Below are 17503 nucleotides of genomic sequence, written 5' to 3' on the forward strand. Positions count from 1 at the left end.
GTATTTGGATGAATGCTGAAGAAAATTGAATAGAGTCAATTTCTTTAAGAATGTTTAATCTCGGTAACATTAATGCCAGGTGTGCCGTCACTTATTTAATTTAAGTTTAAACTTCTTTACATTATACCTAACCAAGCTGCCATATCTTCTTACATGTTTTAAATCGGCTCGTACCGCTTGCATACAAATTTATTTAACCCGTTTTCTCTCTCTTTAAAACCGCTCCGTGTCAGAGTGGAGTAAGGAATACGTTAACCGCTATATAATGGCAGAAAGAAAGTGATGAAACTTTTGTTTTTACATGACTCCAATTGAAGGTTAAAGAGTAAGCCGATAGTAAACCAACTTACAATAATTATACTTTAATAACTATTTTGCCAACAGTTCTTCCTGTTTCTTGCTGTAAATGAGCTTGCTTGATTTCGGTAAATGGAAAAATATGCGATACAGAAACTCTTAGCTGGCGCTTTTCCAGTAAGGAGGCGATCTGCTGCATGTCCAGACCATCGGATTCTACAAGGAAAAAATAAGCATTTACACCTTTTGATTTTGCTTTTTCTGTAATGGTCTCGTTCAAGCCGCTAGGGATACTGATGATACTTCCTCCCTCCTTAGTGACTAAAATCGAGTTATCAATATTTTCACCTCCGATTGTATCCAATACAAAATCAAATTTTTCAGGATGGTTTTCCCAATCGTAACCATGGTAATCGATGTGGGCATCTGCACCTAGACTTAACACCAAGTCTCTGTTCTTTTCAGATGATGTTCCAGTGACCTGGGCGCCTAAGTACTTAGCAATCTGAACCGCAAAATGACCTACCCCACCTGCAGCTGCATGAATCAATACTTTCTGTCCACCTGTTACATTCCCGTTTTTAACGATTGCCTGCCAAGCGGTTAAAGCAACCAAAGTACTGGCGGCAGCTTCTTCAAATGAAATATTTTCTGGTTTTATTGCCAAATGGTCTTCCGATGCAATAACATATTCTGCATAGGCTTTGCCATGGCCAGGAAAGTTAATCATTCCAAAAACTTGATCTCCATTTTTAAATTTAGTTACTTCTGAGCCTACATTTTCTACCACGCCCGCAATATCCCATCCAATAATAAGCGGATTTTCTGTGCTTATCCTCCCATATATTCCACTACCTTTTCGCGTTTTTACATCAACAGGATTGATACTGAACGCTTTTACACTGATCAAGACCTCCTTAACGGAAGCTATTGGTTTTTCAATTTCGGTGTAAACCAACTGGTTTACATCACCTGTCTTTTCTAAAATTATTGCCTTCATTATTGTATTTATTAAATTTACAAGATATCTTCTTTACTTACATGTTTACAGATTATTCTGTAGTATGTCCCGACAACGCCTTGGGCTTTGAATTGATGGTTATTATTATGGAGTTTGCGCAATCACAAACGACCTCAATTCACTGATGAGCCCATCCTTAAAACTCCAAATGTCACAATAGGAACTCTTTTCTGAGCCTGAATCTTTTTTGAATTCAATCTGGCCCAACTCCACCACCGTATCGTTATTCTGGATATAATTTTCGGTTGTAAATGTTACTCCATCATAGGCTGAGCTAACGTAACCAAGAAGCTCGGCTTTTCCGTTGAATATGTTCTCTCCAACGTTTTCCCATCGGATATCATCGGTGCAGTAGCTGATGAACTGCTCGAAGTTTCCATCAAGTAAAGCGCGGTTTGCGCTTATCAGTATATTCCTGTTATCCATAGCTATTTCTGTTCAGTGTTGCTTTCATCCTCAACTTGTATGGCAATCTTACCATAGAAATTTTTATCTCCTTTTCTGAACTCGAGCAGGCTGTGCGCCTGTCCAATCTCCGACAAAGGGAAAACTTTTCCAACAACAGGCTTCAGTTTGCCTGATTCTATAAGTTTTGTGAGTTCATCCAGTTTGTTTCTGCTCTGTCTGGTAAATACGAAATGATAAGTGGCATTTTTTCCCCAAGCGTGGATCAGGTTCTGTGGCTTTTCGATGTCAACCAAAGTTACGACCTGTCCCATTTGGCTTAAAACCTTTCCGCTGTCCGAGAGTGTGTTGCCGCCCAGGGTATCGATCACCACGTCCACGCCCTTGTTACCGGTAAGCTTTAAGATCTCCTCGATATAGTTCTCGCTTGTGTAGTCGATAATATAATCGGCCCCGAATCCTTTGAGCATCTGATGGTGCACGGTTCTGGCAGTTGTGAAAACTGTTGCGCCAATGGTTTTTGCCAGTTGAATAGTAGGTATCCCTACGCCGCCTGCTCCACCGTGTATTAAAATCGTTTGATTGATCTTAAGCTGTGCCCTGGTATAGAGCATTTCCCAGGCGGTGCCCGCTGCCAACGGAAAGGTCGCTGCTTCCAGATGGCTTACGTTTTTCGGCTTGATACCGATTATGGCCTCGTCGGCCACATGATATTCCGCATAGCTTCCCTGTCCCTTAAAAATTTCCGGGGTATAGTATACTTCATCACCAGCCTTAAAGTTTTTGACGCCCACTCCGATCTCCACGATTACTCCGGAGACATCATGCCCGGTAATCACAGGAAGCTCAAGTTCACTCTGGTAATCCCCGCGGCGGACCTGGAAATCCAGTGGGTTTACAGATGTCGCCATCACTTTTACGAGAACTTCACCAAATCCCGGTTTTGGGGTTGGAACATCCAGGATTTCGAACTTTTCTACCGAGCCGAACTCGTTTAACACTGCTGCTTTCATTTTGTTACTGTATTTAGTTATTTAGGTAAAATTCTAATATAATTTTGAAATTCTTATGTTTTCGTAGCCCAATTCAACTTACTGCTGCCGATCTTCCATGTAATGAAAAACTTGCTCTGCTTTTTATTCAGTTATTTATCATAGATTTAATTCCTGCTCAATGGTTTTCATACTTCTTACTCTGTCGTTAAAATAAAACGTCATTTAGTTGGGGGTCTTTGTCAAATTGGGCACGTGCGAAGGGACATAAGGGGAGTACCTTTATCTTTTTCTCTCTTGCAAAGCCGATCATTTGGTCAAAAAGTTGCTTGCCGATACCTTTGCCTTGAAGTGACGGGCTGACAAATGTGTGATCTACAATAATTTTTTGGGTGCCAGACCAAAGATAGGTCATCTGGGCTTGAATACTTTCATTCTCCCCAACCTGAAAGCTACCCTTGCGACCATTTTCAATATGTTTAATTTCCATTATCGGTATTTTTATTGATGCTTTATTGTTCGGCCTAAAGCTTGATTCAGCAATGCAGCAAAATAAATCAAAATAAAAAAGATAGGTGTAGACATTTATCTATGTGCATTTTATTCAATGCCAAAAATGACTTGTGTTAACCGTAGTCACATGACGTTGAGGTGTAGTATTTACGGCCTTAAAACCAAACCCCTCTTATCGCTGAGCCCTATTTTTTTGTTAGAATCAATTAGATAAATCAGAATATATGAGAAATGTCTTTTTACAATTTCTGGACATTATGAGCTAATTTATAAGATTTAAGCGGCAATAAGTGGGGCGCTAAAAGTCCACTGGTTTCCGCCCATCAGTGGACATCTTTTTCGGCCTATATTGGTCTCAAGATTTTGCTTGAAAGTGGTCGTTCGGTTTATTTTAAGCGGTTTTACGCTTCTGAAAAGTTTCGCTGGATTCATTGGCCATTCCGCTTACACAACCGAAATGAAGATGTTCCAAATAGCCTTAAAATCGAAATTATATTTCTTATTCTGATGTGTTTTTAAATTGGGTTGATTTGCCACAAATCATGTCCTGGAAGGCCGTTTTTCTTGCAAAACCATCCTAAGTGGAGGATAGACAGAACAGATGCGGGAAAGATGGATTGGAAAATGAAGGGAAGGAATCTGGGAAGATTGGATATATTAGGCTTAGTCTTTACGGTTCCATCAAGACCGGATGGTAAAAAGCTTGGTGCACAGTTTGGTATGAAATCTGGTGCACACTTTTAAGTTCTTCCCCAGATTGATGAGAAAATCAGTTTGTTAAGATTCATTATTTCTTCACGAATAACAACCAGACTTATCATTGGAACCGTAAAATTGGGAAAGAACCACTTTTAGCGAAATCCCCAGTATGACCAGAAAGCAACAACATTGTTTTCTTTATAGAACTTTTACTATTTACCATCATATTTATACCTTTTTAATCAGTTTTTCCATAAGTTTGTTGAACCCAGCAAGTAAAAGGGCAATAGAATTTTTGGAAACAAAGAAGAACTATATGAGTGATATCACGATCGAATACGGTACTGCAGCATATTCCGCTGAAAAGCAAAAGCTTGCTGATTTTATTTTAATGTTTGGTGACCTAAGCACACAACAAATTGATTTTATTGCGAGTAAAGCAAAATTTACCACATTGCTTAAAGACGAATATTTTTCAAAGGCTGGGAAGATACCCACGCAAGTATCCTTTTTGCTTAACGGTATATTCCGCTTGTCTTACTATGATAACGATGGTGAGGAAATAACAAATTACTTTATTGAAGGAAATCAGTTTATTGCGGACTATCAGAATTTTGAGGCAAATTTACCCTCGACAGATAATTTACAGGCCGTGACCGATTGTGAATTACTCCTATTTGCAAAAAAGGACTGGGCAGAAATTTCGAACGCAATAAATGGTTGGGATAAAATCACAGATAAAATGTATAGGAAGTGTCTGATAGAAACAATAGAGAAAAGAAGCCCATTAGTTGCAGAAGATGCTACTACCCGATACTTATTATTTCTTAAAAAATTCCCTAGTCTTGCCAATCGGATTCCCCTCTCTTACATTGCATCTTATTTGGGAATTACCCAACAATCATTGAGCAGAATAAGAAAAAATATAGGTAGAAGGCAGTAAATACTATAACAAATTATAATTCTTTCCACCTGCAGGCATTATAGGATTTTAGTTTGTGGCCCAAATACAGTCATTGCAGAAACAGTAAATCACACCACGCTTAATTCAGGTAAATAAAATTTTGAGCGATCAGCTAGGATGCATTGGTGCTGGTTCTCTTCCGATTATATCAAGACAGAATCAAGCATCAGGCATTAGTAATAATATCGTCAGCCAGTTGAGCGAAAAAAGATACGAGACAAATTTCTAGCTTTAGACAACGGTTTGGATTTCTCACAAAAATAACATTGTTATTATTATACTAGAGTATGGATCCTGATTAAAATTCATTCCATTGGAAATATGTGCTGCCTATTTTTCAAATGATGTCTCCATCAAACTTTAGATAATATCACCTATTAATAACCCGCTCTGTACTCATCCGGGTTTCGCTTCTTTCTGAATAATGTTTTCTCATTTTCTAAGAACACTGACTATCAACATGAGATATTATTAAAGGGCAATTTTGACCATTAGCCACCAAGCGCTATTCGGTCGTTACTGAAATTCTACAGGATATTTAATCCGATTTTTTTGGACCTCTGGTAATATGGGCAATATGTTTCAGTGATTTAGAGGTAAAATATCAAAAGTGCTATTTACCAATTGGTAAATAGCTTGTTGTTTTTTAAATGAATTTTTGTAGAGATGATTTACAAATCAGCAGGTAATGATAAACGGAATTTTAACCATTAGGTTAGATGGAGCTAATTGCAAACATCCAAATGCGCTCTTTGGATGTTGATCGAGCAGGAAAAGAGAACACTTGAAAGATAGTGGACTAGATTATTGGTTTTACCAAAAGTGTCAATCCACGACTTGTTACAAAAGTACAGGAAAACATTAATCATGTTTGGCTGCGAACATTTGGGGCAAAATATAACTGTTGGAATTTGATATTCAACAGTTGGTAAAGTTTCGGAGAAAGTGACGGAAAACTGAAAACAGATACGCAGCGTTCTACCGCGAAATGATGATCATGATTTTTTGCATTAACAGCAATTAACAAACTAGCAGTAGCATCAGCACCTGGCTTTCTATACTAATGATTAAAAAAAATAACAAACAAATTATGAAAAAAGAATTAAGTATTTCAACCAGAGGAATCAAAGCTTATGTAGGGCCATTATCTATCACTAAGTTGCTACCCAATCGGTATGCCCATAAGATAGGTCCTTTTGTATTTTTGGATTACATTTCACCAGCCATTAAAGAAACATTTTCTAAAAAGGGCATGGGAGCTCATCCGCACAGAGGTATAGCCACCTTATCTTACATTCTTCGAGGCGAAGTCCAGCATCTTGATAGTGCGGGATATGCTGCAACGATACACTCTGGAGGGGTACACTGGATGAAGGCTGGTAATGGTGTCATTCACGACGAAATTATTAATTATGATACTCACACTACTAGTAAACTCATAGAAGGATTTCAGTTCTGGATCAATTTGCCTGCAAAAAATAAAGCGGAAGTTCCCGCGCATATAGCCCTTCGTGCAGAAGAAATTCCTCAGAAATGCTTGGAAAATGGAAGTGGTTGGATAAAAGTGATTGTCGGAAATTATAAAGAATTACGTTCACAAATACCAAATTATTCAGAACAGTTCCTATACCACATTCATTTGGAAGCAGCAAAGCAATTCACAATCGATTTGAAAAACAAAATACAGGTTGCTGCTTTTTTGCCAAGCCAATGTGCTTTGCTAAACGACTGCGAATTCCAGGCTGGAGAATTTATAGAATTTGGAAAAAAAGCTGGACAAATTGAAATCAAAAATCGTTCAGAAAAGTCCTTAGAGATAATCCTATTTGGCGGAGAAGAGTATAAAGAACAAATTGTTGCAGATGGTCCTTTTGTAATGAACACAGCTAAAGAAGTAGCTGACGCATACAAAGATTTTTATGCTGGAAAATATGGTCAAATAATGCATAAACAAAATCAGGTAGAAACGGATAACTTCTATCAATGGAGGTTGTATTAAATCACACCGCTGATTTAGAGTGAAAATAGGGGTGTTTTTCAATAAGGATGAATAATAAACTACCCACTCAAAATTAAAGCTTTTACAAACAAACAGCTATTGGACTATAAAAGCATTCCTACATAAGTTTGAACATGGGGCTGCGGGGATAAGTTAGCAGTTGATGATTGTGGAATTTGTCTATGGCCTGTCTGTTTGGCGTTATATTCTTCAAGTTATAAAAATTTATTACTCAATGTAATTAGCATTAAAAATTAAATTATAAAAAAAAAAACATGGATATACTCATAATTGAAGATGATAATACAGGATTTGCGCAAGCAAAGCTCAATAATTACCAGATAGGAACAATGAATTATTCCAAAATGGGGAAAGACCTTATTGCTATAGATGCTACTTTTGTTGAACCGGCACATGAAGGCAAGGGTGTAGGTAAAAAGATGTTATACAAAATCGTAGAAATGGCGAGGAAGAATAATATTAAGATCATTCCTATATGTCCTTTTGCGGTAGCAATGTTCAATAAAATGGATTCGATCGCGGATGTGTTAAAATCATAAAAATAGGTAGTGTACAACAATTTATCCTAATGTACCAGTACTAATATTTACCTTGGGATATACCTAAATCGCCACTTAATTAAAAAAAAATGAAAAAATCTTGTAGGTATTTAGGTAATTACCTAAATTTATAATCGATTAGTTAGAAACTTTTTTTTACAAGTTTTCAGAACGAGTGGCACTAATATAGAATTAGGATATAGTGCTTATTAAAACTGAAATGAAGCTTTTTGAAAAAAGATGTGCCTCCAAGAATTAAAATCAGCATGGCGCGTAAACTATAATTAAATTTTTAAAACGTAAGATCAGGTTTGCCTGATTAAATAGAAAAGAAAAAATGAAAACATCAATTTTAAGAGAATATCAAACTGCAGAGGGTTACAAAATTTTGGCTAGACCATCGCAAACTTTAAAAAGAGCTTTGAATAGATTCAAAGCAGTTTCACTAAGATGGATAAATCCTTGGTAGGGTCATAACCGATGATTGGTTGAATATCAATCAAGTTACATTATTTCACTGTGCGGAAGTCAGAAGGAGGTATGATTCGTGCAGGAGGTTCTGTATTAGAATCTCTTTGATTTGTATTAACTGATTGAATATTAGATTTTTCCGATTATCCTAGAACCAAACTCATATATTCAGACTGTTTACGATGGTTAGAAGTCGGTATATCTTCCTGACTTTTTCATATCTACAAAGGTTGAAGTTATTGCAGGATAAGTAATCCTAATTATCATATGAGCATACAGAACATAGTCGTAAACTCATTGTGTCGATCTGTAGTAATGTGGTAGAAAGCTGCCCGACTGAAAGTCAGGCAGCATAATGAATGATGCGAAATTTATTTGCTTTTGAATTTATCGCGCATTATCATTTTATAGCCAGCACCTTCGAAATGTTAGAAAAGTGCGCCAAAAAAGGGTTGCAGTTTTTGGGGAACCTTTTCTTCTTGTAGCATCTCAATCAAGTCGATCTCAATGTTACGGACGATTGTGGCAACAGGAACATCATTTAATAAGCCTTCGAATGGATTTTCGCTAATATCCCCGACATATTCCATAAATAAAAAAACCCATGAAACTATCATATTGAATGGGATCAGCAAAAGTAAATACTCTTTTCCTAACTCCACAAATTGTGGGAGCAGTCCAAAAGGAAGAAGTGTAAGGAAAACAAAAATAAACAGATTGGAAGTCGTAGCATACTGGCGAGGAAACGGTGTATTTTTAATGCGCTCACTTTTCCCCTGTTCATCATACAAATTGGAAATGATACCTTGTAATGATATGTGCTGATAAGCATCCACTCCGCCAGCATGTCGAAATTTTGCCAGGTGTTGTGACTGTAGATCCAGAATTTGCGTAGATAGATTCTTTTTGTTCTCCAAGGCAGCATGCTCGCTGGCTCCAAGATACTTTTCAATTTGGATATCACACGAAACCTGTTTTCCATGAAGGGTATTACGCTGGCGCTTACTTGCTCGGTCCTTATGCTCCCAGCTTGTGCGCTGAGACATCGCCATTTTCATGGCATATAGCCACGCAATGTGTCTATAAATCATTATCTTGACATCTTTGTCGAAATCTGACGTCTGCGAGCTGCTTTTATAAGCATAGGCCCTTAACGCTGCTCCAAATGATCTGCTATGATTGGTGATACTGCCCCAGATTTTACGAGCCTCCCAGCTTCGGTCATAGGATTGATTGTTCTTAAAGCCAACAAAAAAGGCTGTGGCGGTTCCTATCAGAGAAACCGGCAGCCAAGGGATTGCAACCCACTGCCAGCCTAAGTAGGAATAGACAAAGATAGCACCAGATCCAGTAAAGAGAGAAAAGAGGACCATTCGCCAAGAATAATAGTAAACTATTAGAGGAGAAAGATAACGTTTTACGTACATGATTTTGATTAGGTATTGATTGTATTTGAAAAATATTAAAGTTGATATAAAATTGATTGAGAATTGTCAAATAGCTCTATCGCCTGTGATACGTTTTCGTTTGTCACAGCAATCGTCTTAAGAACAAACCCGAGTTAGTGGGCAACAATCCGACGTTGTTCTCCTGCACCAAATCGGTGGCTAAACCGAATTGCCAGTCGTCATAACTTAACCCTAATCTTAAATATTGGTTAGCGAAATTGTAACGAAGATTTTTTTTATAACTGAAGTTATAGGAGCCAATTAATTGAGTAAACAATCTCCAATTGCCTCTTTTATTTAATGGCGGGCTGTAAGAGATGAGTGCAAAGATTTCGCTATTAGCTGGCTTCACCGGCTCGTAAGAGGCAAAAACTGTAAGAGAAAGATTTCCGACATTGCGGCCATAAGCGATGGCGAGCTGAGGCATAAACCCTGCACTTGTTATGTAACCACCTCCTGCAAGACTGACTCCCTTGAAAACATCATAAAAGAATAGTGACTGTCCAAGGAAAATGCTTTTCTTGCGGTCCAAATAAGGTGTTTCAATTCTTAAATATCCAAAATAGCCAAACCGGCTGTTTGAATCAGTGTATTTAGTCAGATACATTTGATGTGCAATAGCACGATTTCCCACAAAAACTTCCACAGGGATGTCGCGAACCTGCGCCGTAGCGCTTGATGGCATCCAGAGTAGCAGTATACTAACTGAGCCAGGCCATAACCATTTTATGGCTGATCCATTAAAATATGGTTTATTAATTATATTCATGTTATCTCTTTTAATTTGGTTTTCTTTTTTGTCAATTGTTAGCTATATTATAAGCATACTTGCTCAGTCGGTCCTACATCTTTTTTATAAACACCCGACGTCGGACTGCCTAAGGCAATAAGCCGTTTGAAAAATATGTAAGATTAAAGGGCTTACTTCTCCTTATGAATTGCCCTCGTTATATAGCGAGGGTGTATTACCTTGCAAGATTTTTTTTTAGAGAATGGGCAATTCCTCCAGATTGTTTTTTCTTATTGCTACTTTAGCTTTCATGTTTTTGTATATCTGTATTTAATTTTTATAATCTCTTAATTCTAACAATGCCTAGAATGCTTTTTATCAGTTCTTGAAAATTCCGATAAGAGTCGGAATAGAGCTTCGCAAATTATCAGTCTCGATAGAAAAAAAAGTTGACATTTGTCGAAAAAACAAGTAGATATTAGTCGTTGGATCATGACTGAAGGCTCAAATTTAACCTTTTGTAAAAATTTATTTATTGCATCTCTAGGGTATTAGTTAAGCCTGAAAATATCACAGGATGCATATTCATCAATAGTAGTGACCCCTCCATATCAGTGCAAAGTGGCCGCCAAATGGATTGCCGAGTAAATACGATACTATTATAACCACCGCCAGCATCTGACAGAACAAATCGCAAGATATATACTCAAGATGCAGAAAGCGCTCAGACTAATGAACATTAGACTCGACGTTGCTATTCGCGATATCACTGGCAGATCCGGTATAAATATTATTAAAGCTATTTTGGCTGGTAATCGGAATCCGGAATATCTTGCTTCGCTGGTTGACATCAGGACAAAAAAGTCAAAAGACGAAATTGCTAAATCTTTGTGTGGCACATGGCGCAGTGAGCTATTGTTTGAATTGAAAGCTTGCTTAGATTTTTATAGATATTTTAATTGCTCACTGAAAGAATGCGATCAAATAATAGAAAGACTTCTGATAGAATACGTTCCAAAAAAACCGGTTTCAATAAAGCAGGAAACAATCTTTAAGGGCTACAATAGAAAAAAAATTAAAAATGCTCCGCGAGCAATATTCTGCTGCTTTCTTAATATAAGCTCTACGGATAATTTTGGGAAAGTGATTTGAATTTGAGACATATCGACAAAAAAATGAACGAATTTTAAGGGAATCATTTCTTTACTTTGAATAACCAAATTAAATCTTGCTGCGGTAAATTCCTGTTATCGGCAGTATTCCTTTGTAGTTTAGTGTTTTATTATGAGAAACAAATTAGTGAGTAATCTGGCATCCGCATTGGTGATTTTAACAGGTCTTCTCAGAAGGACCATCAAGCGATAGAACTGTGGTGAGAAAAATAGATGTCCTGATCGATCTTTTGGGTTACGGAATAGTGGAATTGTCGGTGGAATACAGCCTAAGTTTTACAGATTTATCTCCTAGGGCTTATACTATAGAATGCCATATCGATCAGTCCGATTCAAAACTGCATTCCTGGCTTTACTCATCAGATTTTAAAATGGTTTTTTCAGAAATCTGTGGGTGCAAAGGCCATATGGTATGCTTCAATAGTAAAGGATTAAACAGAAATGTTTACTATGAAACGATGTTAAACGTAGTTTCTGATTACATTTTTTTAAAGGAGAAATTGTTATTGTAGAGAAAAAGATTTTAAATCAAATTAGTACGTGTAGAAAATTAATTGTTTCATTTGTTCTCTTATATTCATTTCCTGTGTGCACAGAAAAATCTCCTGAAAGATTTTTTCGAGAAGGTTGGTAAAAAAGAAGTAGTGAAACGGTTAGCTTGCTGGTTTCTTGATGAGAACAGATGGTGGACATTGGGAAATGGATCAGCAATACGGAAACATTCAATTGGATTGCAGCATTTAAAATGCTAAGTTAACAAAATATAAAAGCTCTTTATGCTTCTTGGAGGAGAGCTTAACGAAGCTGACGATTACACCCTTGGTGCAGGTGGTTAATTTTAGTGAGTATTTTTTTTATATCGGGCTTACCATCAATGGGACAGAGATTTAGCTGCCTAATCGGAAGTCTTACCAGATGCCTAGAACAGGCTGCTTTATTAAGGGCTTTTTTACATTATTTGGCTTTTGATTGTTCAATCATCAGCAATCCACCAAGTTTCAGAGAATGCATATCCTGGTAGTAGGTTTATTCAAATGCATAATATCTGATCCGGTGGTACATGATGAACTGATTACTAACAGTTCCAAAATTATTTTTGTCTGTAAAATACTATAAATCTATGGGAACTTTTTTGCAGCAATTCCTGCCGTGTTTTAGGTGTGGCAAGGATCCCGATCATGTCTTAATCATATTTACCCTTAAGTCAAATGTCCTTAATGAGTTGATTCATTTCATCGTCCTGTTAGAAATAATTCTTGTGGACCCCATCATCCACTGCTGTATTTCCCTGCCATAAATGGATTTTTTTCATTCTTTCGGCTTGGCATGTTCACATTATTTATTTTTTTGATTTTTTAATCTTAATGATTTGCCGGGAAATTTACAAACCTTGAATAAAGGCTTGTTACCATTGAAGCGGTTTCGGCGTATTTAAATATGAATTTGCAGGTAGCTAATGAAGTTAATTTTATTTTCTTGGATTGATCAATCCACTTGAAAGGGAATTTTTTTAGACGTTTTTCAGTTGATTTTTATATAAAAAAACCTTGCCGGTCTTTTGGCAAGGTTTCATTAGTGTTCCCGACGAGATTCGAACTCATATCAACTGAACCGGAATCAGCAATTCTATCCATTGAACTACGGGAACGCTTAGGGCTGCAAATATATGATTTGAAAACTTATTTTTTTTGCATTTTGAACAAAAAAATACACTTATTTTTCCCCTTGGTCCCATCACACGAAGTTTCTTTGATGTCATTACCCACTATATAGTTGTCTTCAGTGATGTGCCCCTGTACTGCAATTAATTTATCTTAATAAGTGTACGGATGTTATTCAGCATCAATCAGGTAATGTCATTTATATAACCGCTAGAGCTCATTTATAGCTCATCTACGGCCCAATTTGGTCCATTTCAGTCCAAAAATTCCATTTTTTTTGATTCATAGATACGTTTGGACCAGTAAACCTATATAACAGGTTTCAAAGCTAATATGATTTCTACAAAAGAACTTTCCTTTCTCTTTCAGTCGGCCGTAAAAGCCGGATCGGAAAAATGTTTCCGTGATGGAAGACTGTTGAAACAACAGCTTTCCTTCTCTGAGGCTTATGCCATTTATGGGAGGACCAATGTAGATAGGTGGATCACCGAAAAACTCATTGTCACAAGTAATAGTGCTGCTGGGATCTTTAGGAAATCCATCTCTAGAACTCAGCTGGAGGCTGTTGCCTTTAAAAGCAACAGAATCAGTTATCTGCCTGTGGCAGAACGTTAGGGTGCTTTCTGGCATCTGTTCTTTGACATACTGGAATGAAGCATTATTCCGCGAGAGTGGAAAATCCTGCGAAGTTGAGATTGTATCAAAATGACGAAAGCGCAGGGGCAGGCGAGGGCCCGGTCCGTATGGACTGACGCAAGTAGTTCCGATCCACCGAAGACTTTGAGTGTTGTGTTTAGTTTAGGTAAGAGGGGGGCCATGTGGCCCCTTTTTTTGTGGACTTTTTTATGGAAATACAGATCAATATTTATACGCTGGAAAAGTTGCTTGCAGAAGCGGCGGAGATGGGCGCAGGGGCAGCGCTTTCCAGAATAGGCAAGTTAAGGCCTTATCTTAAAAAGTCGGAAGCTTTCAGGTTATATGGAAGAAGGAATGTTGAGCACTGGATAACTGAGGGACTCATCACCGCGCGCAAGGATGGGGACTATTCGGCATCCTGGCGGATTGAACGGTTGGAAATTGAAGCGGTCTGCAAGGCTAAAAATCTTATCCGCTATTTATAGGTGGAGCGCTCGGATATGCATGGGTGGCTTCTGCTTTTTATACACGCAAGATGTCTTTTTGTCCGACGAAAATCCCTGCGGTATTTCCTTTTCGGCCAAAAAGCCCCTTGCCCTGAAGACTGACCGTCCGCTGCGCTTCGTCCACCTTCAGGGTGAGAAAACTCGCGGCTCGTTTTCTTTTTTTAGTTACTTGTAGATTTTATGAATAAAAAACAGCTTGGAAGACCTCCAATGGTGCGTGGAAAGCGGGATAAAAAGATAGATGTGCGTTTTACCAAGGAGGAGTTTGAGCTTATCTTAAAGCTGGAGAAAACTTTGGGTGTCAGTAAGGCTGATCTGATTAGAAATAAAATTCTGATAGGTTCAGAGCGGGTGATAATAAATGCCGGACAACTTATTTTGGCATTAGATCTTTTGGGAACAGAAATGGGAAGGGTAGGAAACAATATTAACCAGTTAGCGAGGTATTCGAATGCGCTGAACAGGCAGGGAATTCTTTCTGTCGTTGTTGCCGAGCGTTACAATATTCTGCTGATGAATTATCAAGAGATTCAAAAACGGCTGGAGGTGCTGCTGCGCAGGGTGATCAGGTTGTCTGGTAAATAGAGGATAATATTGTTTGGTGCTTGTTGGTGGTCGTGCTTATTATATGTGTTAATGTATAAGCTATGTTGTTATGGATGTAACAGGTTATACGGTTCTTAAGTTACTCTGATATTTTTTTAGCTGGTTTTATTGCTCATTTGTTATGTAGTTATCTGGGTAGCCATGTTACCTAATAGCTTGTAATCTGGTTACTAAGTGATCCGCTTAACATTGAAACTTGGTAACGGTGTTTCTGGTGAGCTAGTTATGCTGATAGGTAAATGGCTTTGAATCTTTATGGCTGATGAGCCTGGTAACTAAATAGCCTGATATATGATTGTAAAGATTCTTTCTTCTTCCGCCAGTTTCTCCGGGGTGGATTACAATACGGACAAGGTTGAGCAGGGAAAGGGGGAACTGGTGAATGTTTCGAACTTCGGTGCGCTTCAGTTTCTTTCTTCGCTAAGGCCTTCTGATTATATCAATTATTTTAAGGCGGTATCCTCAGCAAACAAAAGGGTTTCAAAGCCTCAGTTTCATGCGGTCATTTCTGCCAAGGGAAAGTCAACACTTAAAGAAGACCTGACCAGGATTGCTGAGCATTGGCTTTCAAAAATGGGTTATGGCAAGAATCCTTATCTGCTCGTTTTTCATAATGATACAAAAAATAACCACGTTCATGCGGTGTCCACAAGGATTGATAAAACAGGGAAAAAGATATCCTCGGCTTTTGAGAAACTGAGATCCATCAGAATGCTTTCGCAGGTTTTGGAGCAGGATGCTAAAACAGATATTAAATCTGTAGCGGCCAAAATGCTGAAGTATCGGTTTTCTACGGTAGCGCAGATCAGGCTTTTATTTGAGGTTCTGGGTTTTAAGACGGAGCAGGATGAAAATGTTGGCCGGTTAAAAATAAGTGGTCAAGGTGGTCAGATATATAGTATTGAGCTTTCTGAAATTGATAATCAGATTTTACTGACTAAGAACACCGTTAAAAGAGTTGCGCAGCTTCGGGAGATTATTAACAAGTATAAACTTCAATATAGTCCATTACTGGTCGACCGGTTAAAATTAGATGATAAGCATACTAAACCCGTATTGCGTTATGGTTCTGAGTTGGGTGATTTTTTATATTCAAAATTTGGTGTCCAGCTCATCTTTCATTATTCAGGTGATCATCTGCCTTATGGTTATAGTGTAATCGACCATGCAGAAAAAAATGTATTCAAAGGTTCCCAGGTAATGAAAATGGCAATGATGATGGAGCACAGTGCAGATGGACAGGTTTTCACTCTTCAGATGCCAGCATATACCAATTTAGATAGTGGGATTTCCAGGGGTGATTTCGAAAGCGGACCGGAATATTCAGACTTCAATGTTTCTATTGTGAACCTGCCGGATCTGGCAGAAGATATTGACGATGAGGCTATCCTTGGCCGGAACCGTCAGCGAAAGGGCATGGCCCGCACCAATACACGTTAAACTTAAATCATTTTTATTATGCTGATAATTATCGGAAACCAAAAGGGAGGTGCTGGGAAAAGTACGCTCACGCTATTGCTTGCCAATTTTTTAACTCTTGTTAAAAAACGGCGGGTCACTGTTATTGATATGGACTATCAGCAGTCGCTGGCTCAGAAATATGAGAAAGCCAAAATACTGGAGAACACTGAGCCTTACGAGGTTATTGCGGCGGGACTGGAACATTTTCCTTCCATGTTTACTGTGCTTGCTCAGAGTCCCGAACATATTGTGATCATTGATCTTCCTGGTAAACTTGATGATGATGGCCTGATGCCGGTTTTTGCTGCTGCAGATCTGGTATTCTGTCCTTTTTCTTATGATGAGCTCAGTTTTGATTCCACGATACTTTTTTCGGTGGTTTTAAAGAAGATCAATAAAGATGTTCCGGTATTTTTTGTGCCCAATAGGGTGAAGGGAAATGTGAAGTATGAAACCCAGGCCGAGGTTGAACATCAGTTGATCCGATTTGGGACTTTGACTGCGCCGATTTCGGACCGGGTGGATTTCCAGCGTACCAGCACCTTTCAGACCCCGCTGGTGCTTTACCCTATCATCCTTCCTGTCTTTGAAAATATCTATGAAAGTCATATTGGCCTTTCTAATTCATAACCGATCAGCAAGTACGATATATTATGGAAAAGAAGATCACTTCGATTGCAGATGAACTGCGAAGGTCAATATTGCTGCCCTTTGATGGGGGGGAGGGCGATAATGGTAGGATTGGAAATTCCCTTAATGCAAAGGAGGGAATAGGGCCGAAGAAAGAAAAGAAAACCCTGAACGCTGCTAAGGGGATTCTGGATGCGATGAACGGATTTGACTGTTCGGGCAATACACACATGCTCCATCCAAGGCTGGACTCCAGGACGGTAAAATTGCTGAACAGTTTTAAACTGGCGTCAGGGGTTGATATGAACCGGTTTATTGCTTTTTCTATCCATTACCTGTTTCAGCAGCACCCCGAACTAAAAACTTATATCAAAAAATCTTTAGAAAACTTTGACCTATGACTTGGACACAATTTATCATTTACCTCAGTGGTACTTACTTTTTGTATTATGTTGCTAACCTGCTCTTTGATTATTCCAGATCTGGAAGGATTAGAGCGGCTGATAACACCGATCTGATTGCTATCGGGTTATCCTCTTCTGATCTTCCCAGGAAAATAGAAATGAAGGATCTGGACCCTGGGTTTTCCGAAATAGATTATTTTGTTGGGGAGGGCGAAGGCGATGTAGCGGATTCACCGATCGTGGAATCTGGCGGGATTTCCATTAGGGAACTCTTTGAGCTTGCCAGGGATGAATCCATTGAGTACACCAGATCGGTTAGCTTCTAGTT

General features: G+C 38.4%; 17 protein-coding genes, 1 tRNA gene and 1 pseudogene. 12 read left to right on the top strand and 7 right to left on the bottom strand.

The features are described from left to right. Positions 1-355: 355 nt before the first annotated feature. The 4 genes from EZ456_RS04910 to EZ456_RS04925 form a co-directional block, all read right to left on the bottom strand. Positions 356-1297 carry an NADP-dependent oxidoreductase gene (locus EZ456_RS04910; RefSeq protein ID WP_131527864.1) on the bottom strand — a complete coding sequence of 314 codons (942 nt, stop codon included), beginning with the start codon at positions 1295-1297 and terminating at the stop codon, positions 356-358. A 105-nt stretch (positions 1298-1402) separates the two neighbouring features. Next, positions 1403-1744, bottom strand: coding sequence for a nuclear transport factor 2 family protein (locus EZ456_RS04915; protein WP_131527866.1), 342 nt, complete (start codon positions 1742-1744; stop codon positions 1403-1405). Positions 1745-1746: 2 nt separating this feature from the next. Beyond that, on the bottom strand, positions 1747-2736 hold the full coding sequence (locus EZ456_RS04920) for a zinc-dependent alcohol dehydrogenase family protein (protein ID WP_131527868.1): 990 nt from the start codon (positions 2734-2736) through the stop codon (positions 1747-1749). Positions 2737-2923: 187 nt separating this feature from the next. Further along, entirely contained in the window at positions 2924-3205 is a 282-nt protein-coding gene (locus EZ456_RS04925) for a GNAT family N-acetyltransferase (protein ID WP_205945028.1), read from the bottom strand. A gap of 1038 nt (positions 3206-4243) precedes the next feature. Between EZ456_RS04925 and EZ456_RS04930 the strand changes: the two genes are divergently transcribed. The 4 genes and pseudogenes from EZ456_RS04930 to EZ456_RS25635 all read left to right on the top strand — a co-directional run bounded on the left by EZ456_RS04930 (position 4244) and on the right by EZ456_RS25635 (position 7919). Continuing rightward, the gene (locus EZ456_RS04930) at positions 4244-4870 is read left to right on the top strand and encodes a Crp/Fnr family transcriptional regulator (protein WP_131527873.1); all 627 of its coding nucleotides are present in this window, start codon (positions 4244-4246) and stop codon (positions 4868-4870) included. Positions 4871-5981: 1111 nt separating this feature from the next. Further along, entirely contained in the window at positions 5982-6890 is a 909-nt protein-coding gene (locus tag EZ456_RS04935; RefSeq protein ID WP_131527875.1) for a pirin family protein, read from the top strand. 272 nt (positions 6891-7162) lie between these two features. Continuing rightward, positions 7163-7450 (top strand): annotated as a pseudogene (locus EZ456_RS04940) (GNAT family N-acetyltransferase); the annotation flags it as partial. Between the two features lie 337 nt (positions 7451-7787). Further along, positions 7788-7919 carry a hypothetical protein gene (locus tag EZ456_RS25635; protein ID WP_262711966.1) on the top strand — a complete coding sequence of 44 codons (132 nt, stop codon included), beginning with the start codon at positions 7788-7790 and terminating at the stop codon, positions 7917-7919. A 430-nt stretch (positions 7920-8349) separates the two neighbouring features. Here the strand turns inward: EZ456_RS25635 and EZ456_RS04945 are convergent, their stop codons facing one another. Both EZ456_RS04945 and EZ456_RS04950 read right to left on the bottom strand, forming a co-directional pair. Then, positions 8350-9348 (bottom strand): bestrophin family protein, encoded by a 999-nt coding sequence (locus tag EZ456_RS04945; RefSeq protein ID WP_131527879.1) that lies wholly within the window; start codon positions 9346-9348, stop codon positions 8350-8352. A gap of 103 nt (positions 9349-9451) precedes the next feature. Beyond that, positions 9452-10138, bottom strand: a complete 687-nt coding sequence (locus EZ456_RS04950; RefSeq protein WP_131527881.1) for a hypothetical protein — start codon at positions 10136-10138, stop codon at positions 9452-9454. Between the two features lie 672 nt (positions 10139-10810). Between EZ456_RS04950 and EZ456_RS04955 the strand changes: the two genes are divergently transcribed. Further along, a complete protein-coding gene (locus EZ456_RS04955) occupies positions 10811-11251 on the top strand; it encodes a hypothetical protein (protein ID WP_131527883.1) in 441 nt (146 codons plus the stop codon). A gap of 1596 nt (positions 11252-12847) precedes the next feature. On the opposite strand, the gene EZ456_RS04960 is transcribed toward EZ456_RS04955, so the two are convergent. After that, positions 12848-12919 (bottom strand) — tRNA-Arg (locus EZ456_RS04960). A 346-nt stretch (positions 12920-13265) separates the two neighbouring features. Here EZ456_RS04960 and EZ456_RS04965 point away from each other — a divergent pair. The 7 genes from EZ456_RS04965 to EZ456_RS04995 all read left to right on the top strand — a co-directional run bounded on the left by EZ456_RS04965 (position 13266) and on the right by EZ456_RS04995 (position 17501). Then, positions 13266-13547: a hypothetical protein gene (locus tag EZ456_RS04965; RefSeq protein WP_131527885.1), complete on the top strand. Its 282-nt coding sequence runs from the start codon at positions 13266-13268 to the stop codon at positions 13545-13547. A 230-nt stretch (positions 13548-13777) separates the two neighbouring features. After that, on the top strand, positions 13778-14053 hold the full coding sequence (locus EZ456_RS04970; protein WP_131527888.1) for a hypothetical protein: 276 nt from the start codon (positions 13778-13780) through the stop codon (positions 14051-14053). A gap of 201 nt (positions 14054-14254) precedes the next feature. Next, positions 14255-14659, top strand: a complete 405-nt coding sequence (locus EZ456_RS04975) for a plasmid mobilization protein (RefSeq protein WP_131527890.1) — start codon at positions 14255-14257, stop codon at positions 14657-14659. Positions 14660-14971: 312 nt separating this feature from the next. After that, positions 14972-16120, top strand: coding sequence for a relaxase/mobilization nuclease domain-containing protein (locus tag EZ456_RS04980; RefSeq protein WP_131527892.1), 1149 nt, complete (start codon positions 14972-14974; stop codon positions 16118-16120). An 18-nt stretch (positions 16121-16138) separates the two neighbouring features. Next, complete coding sequence (locus tag EZ456_RS04985; protein WP_131527894.1) at positions 16139-16771, top strand: ParA family protein; 633 nt, start codon at positions 16139-16141, stop codon at positions 16769-16771. A 23-nt stretch (positions 16772-16794) separates the two neighbouring features. Further along, positions 16795-17172, top strand: a complete 378-nt coding sequence (locus tag EZ456_RS04990) for a hypothetical protein (RefSeq protein ID WP_131527896.1) — start codon at positions 16795-16797, stop codon at positions 17170-17172. Next, the gene (locus EZ456_RS04995) at positions 17169-17501 is read left to right on the top strand and encodes a hypothetical protein (protein ID WP_131527898.1); all 333 of its coding nucleotides are present in this window, start codon (positions 17169-17171) and stop codon (positions 17499-17501) included. The genes EZ456_RS04990 and EZ456_RS04995 overlap by 4 nt, the downstream gene beginning before the upstream one ends. Positions 17502-17503 lie beyond the last annotated feature (2 nt).

This window comes from Pedobacter psychrodurus, assembly GCF_004331735.1.
In the GTDB taxonomy this organism is placed as follows: domain Bacteria; phylum Bacteroidota; class Bacteroidia; order Sphingobacteriales; family Sphingobacteriaceae; genus Pedobacter; species Pedobacter psychrodurus.

Excerpts from the sequence above, each read along its gene's own strand:
- EZ456_RS04995 (WP_131527898.1), top strand. The coding sequence starts at position 17,169 with ATGACTTGGACACAATTTATCATTTACCTCAGTGGTACTTACTTTTTG.
- EZ456_RS04990 (WP_131527896.1), top strand. The coding sequence starts at position 16,795 with ATGGAAAAGAAGATCACTTCGATTGCAGATGAACTGCGAAGGTCAATA.
- EZ456_RS04915 (WP_131527866.1), bottom strand. The coding sequence starts at position 1,744 with ATGGATAACAGGAATATACTGATAAGCGCAAACCGCGCTTTACTTGAT.
- EZ456_RS25635 (WP_262711966.1), top strand. The coding sequence starts at position 7,788 with ATGAAAACATCAATTTTAAGAGAATATCAAACTGCAGAGGGTTACAAA.
- EZ456_RS04970 (WP_131527888.1), top strand. The coding sequence starts at position 13,778 with ATGGAAATACAGATCAATATTTATACGCTGGAAAAGTTGCTTGCAGAA.
- EZ456_RS04925 (WP_205945028.1), bottom strand. The coding sequence starts at position 3,205 with ATGGAAATTAAACATATTGAAAATGGTCGCAAGGGTAGCTTTCAGGTT.
- EZ456_RS04950 (WP_131527881.1), bottom strand. The coding sequence starts at position 10,138 with ATGAATATAATTAATAAACCATATTTTAATGGATCAGCCATAAAATGG.
- EZ456_RS04965 (WP_131527885.1), top strand. The coding sequence starts at position 13,266 with ATGATTTCTACAAAAGAACTTTCCTTTCTCTTTCAGTCGGCCGTAAAA.
- EZ456_RS04910 (WP_131527864.1), bottom strand. The coding sequence starts at position 1,297 with ATGAAGGCAATAATTTTAGAAAAGACAGGTGATGTAAACCAGTTGGTT.
- EZ456_RS04955 (WP_131527883.1), top strand. The coding sequence starts at position 10,811 with ATGCAGAAAGCGCTCAGACTAATGAACATTAGACTCGACGTTGCTATT.
- EZ456_RS04945 (WP_131527879.1), bottom strand. The coding sequence starts at position 9,348 with ATGTACGTAAAACGTTATCTTTCTCCTCTAATAGTTTACTATTATTCT.
- EZ456_RS04930 (WP_131527873.1), top strand. The coding sequence starts at position 4,244 with ATGAGTGATATCACGATCGAATACGGTACTGCAGCATATTCCGCTGAA.
- EZ456_RS04935 (WP_131527875.1), top strand. The coding sequence starts at position 5,982 with ATGAAAAAAGAATTAAGTATTTCAACCAGAGGAATCAAAGCTTATGTA.
- EZ456_RS04975 (WP_131527890.1), top strand. The coding sequence starts at position 14,255 with ATGAATAAAAAACAGCTTGGAAGACCTCCAATGGTGCGTGGAAAGCGG.
- EZ456_RS04985 (WP_131527894.1), top strand. The coding sequence starts at position 16,139 with ATGCTGATAATTATCGGAAACCAAAAGGGAGGTGCTGGGAAAAGTACG.
- EZ456_RS04980 (WP_131527892.1), top strand. The coding sequence starts at position 14,972 with ATGATTGTAAAGATTCTTTCTTCTTCCGCCAGTTTCTCCGGGGTGGAT.
- EZ456_RS04920 (WP_131527868.1), bottom strand. The coding sequence starts at position 2,736 with ATGAAAGCAGCAGTGTTAAACGAGTTCGGCTCGGTAGAAAAGTTCGAA.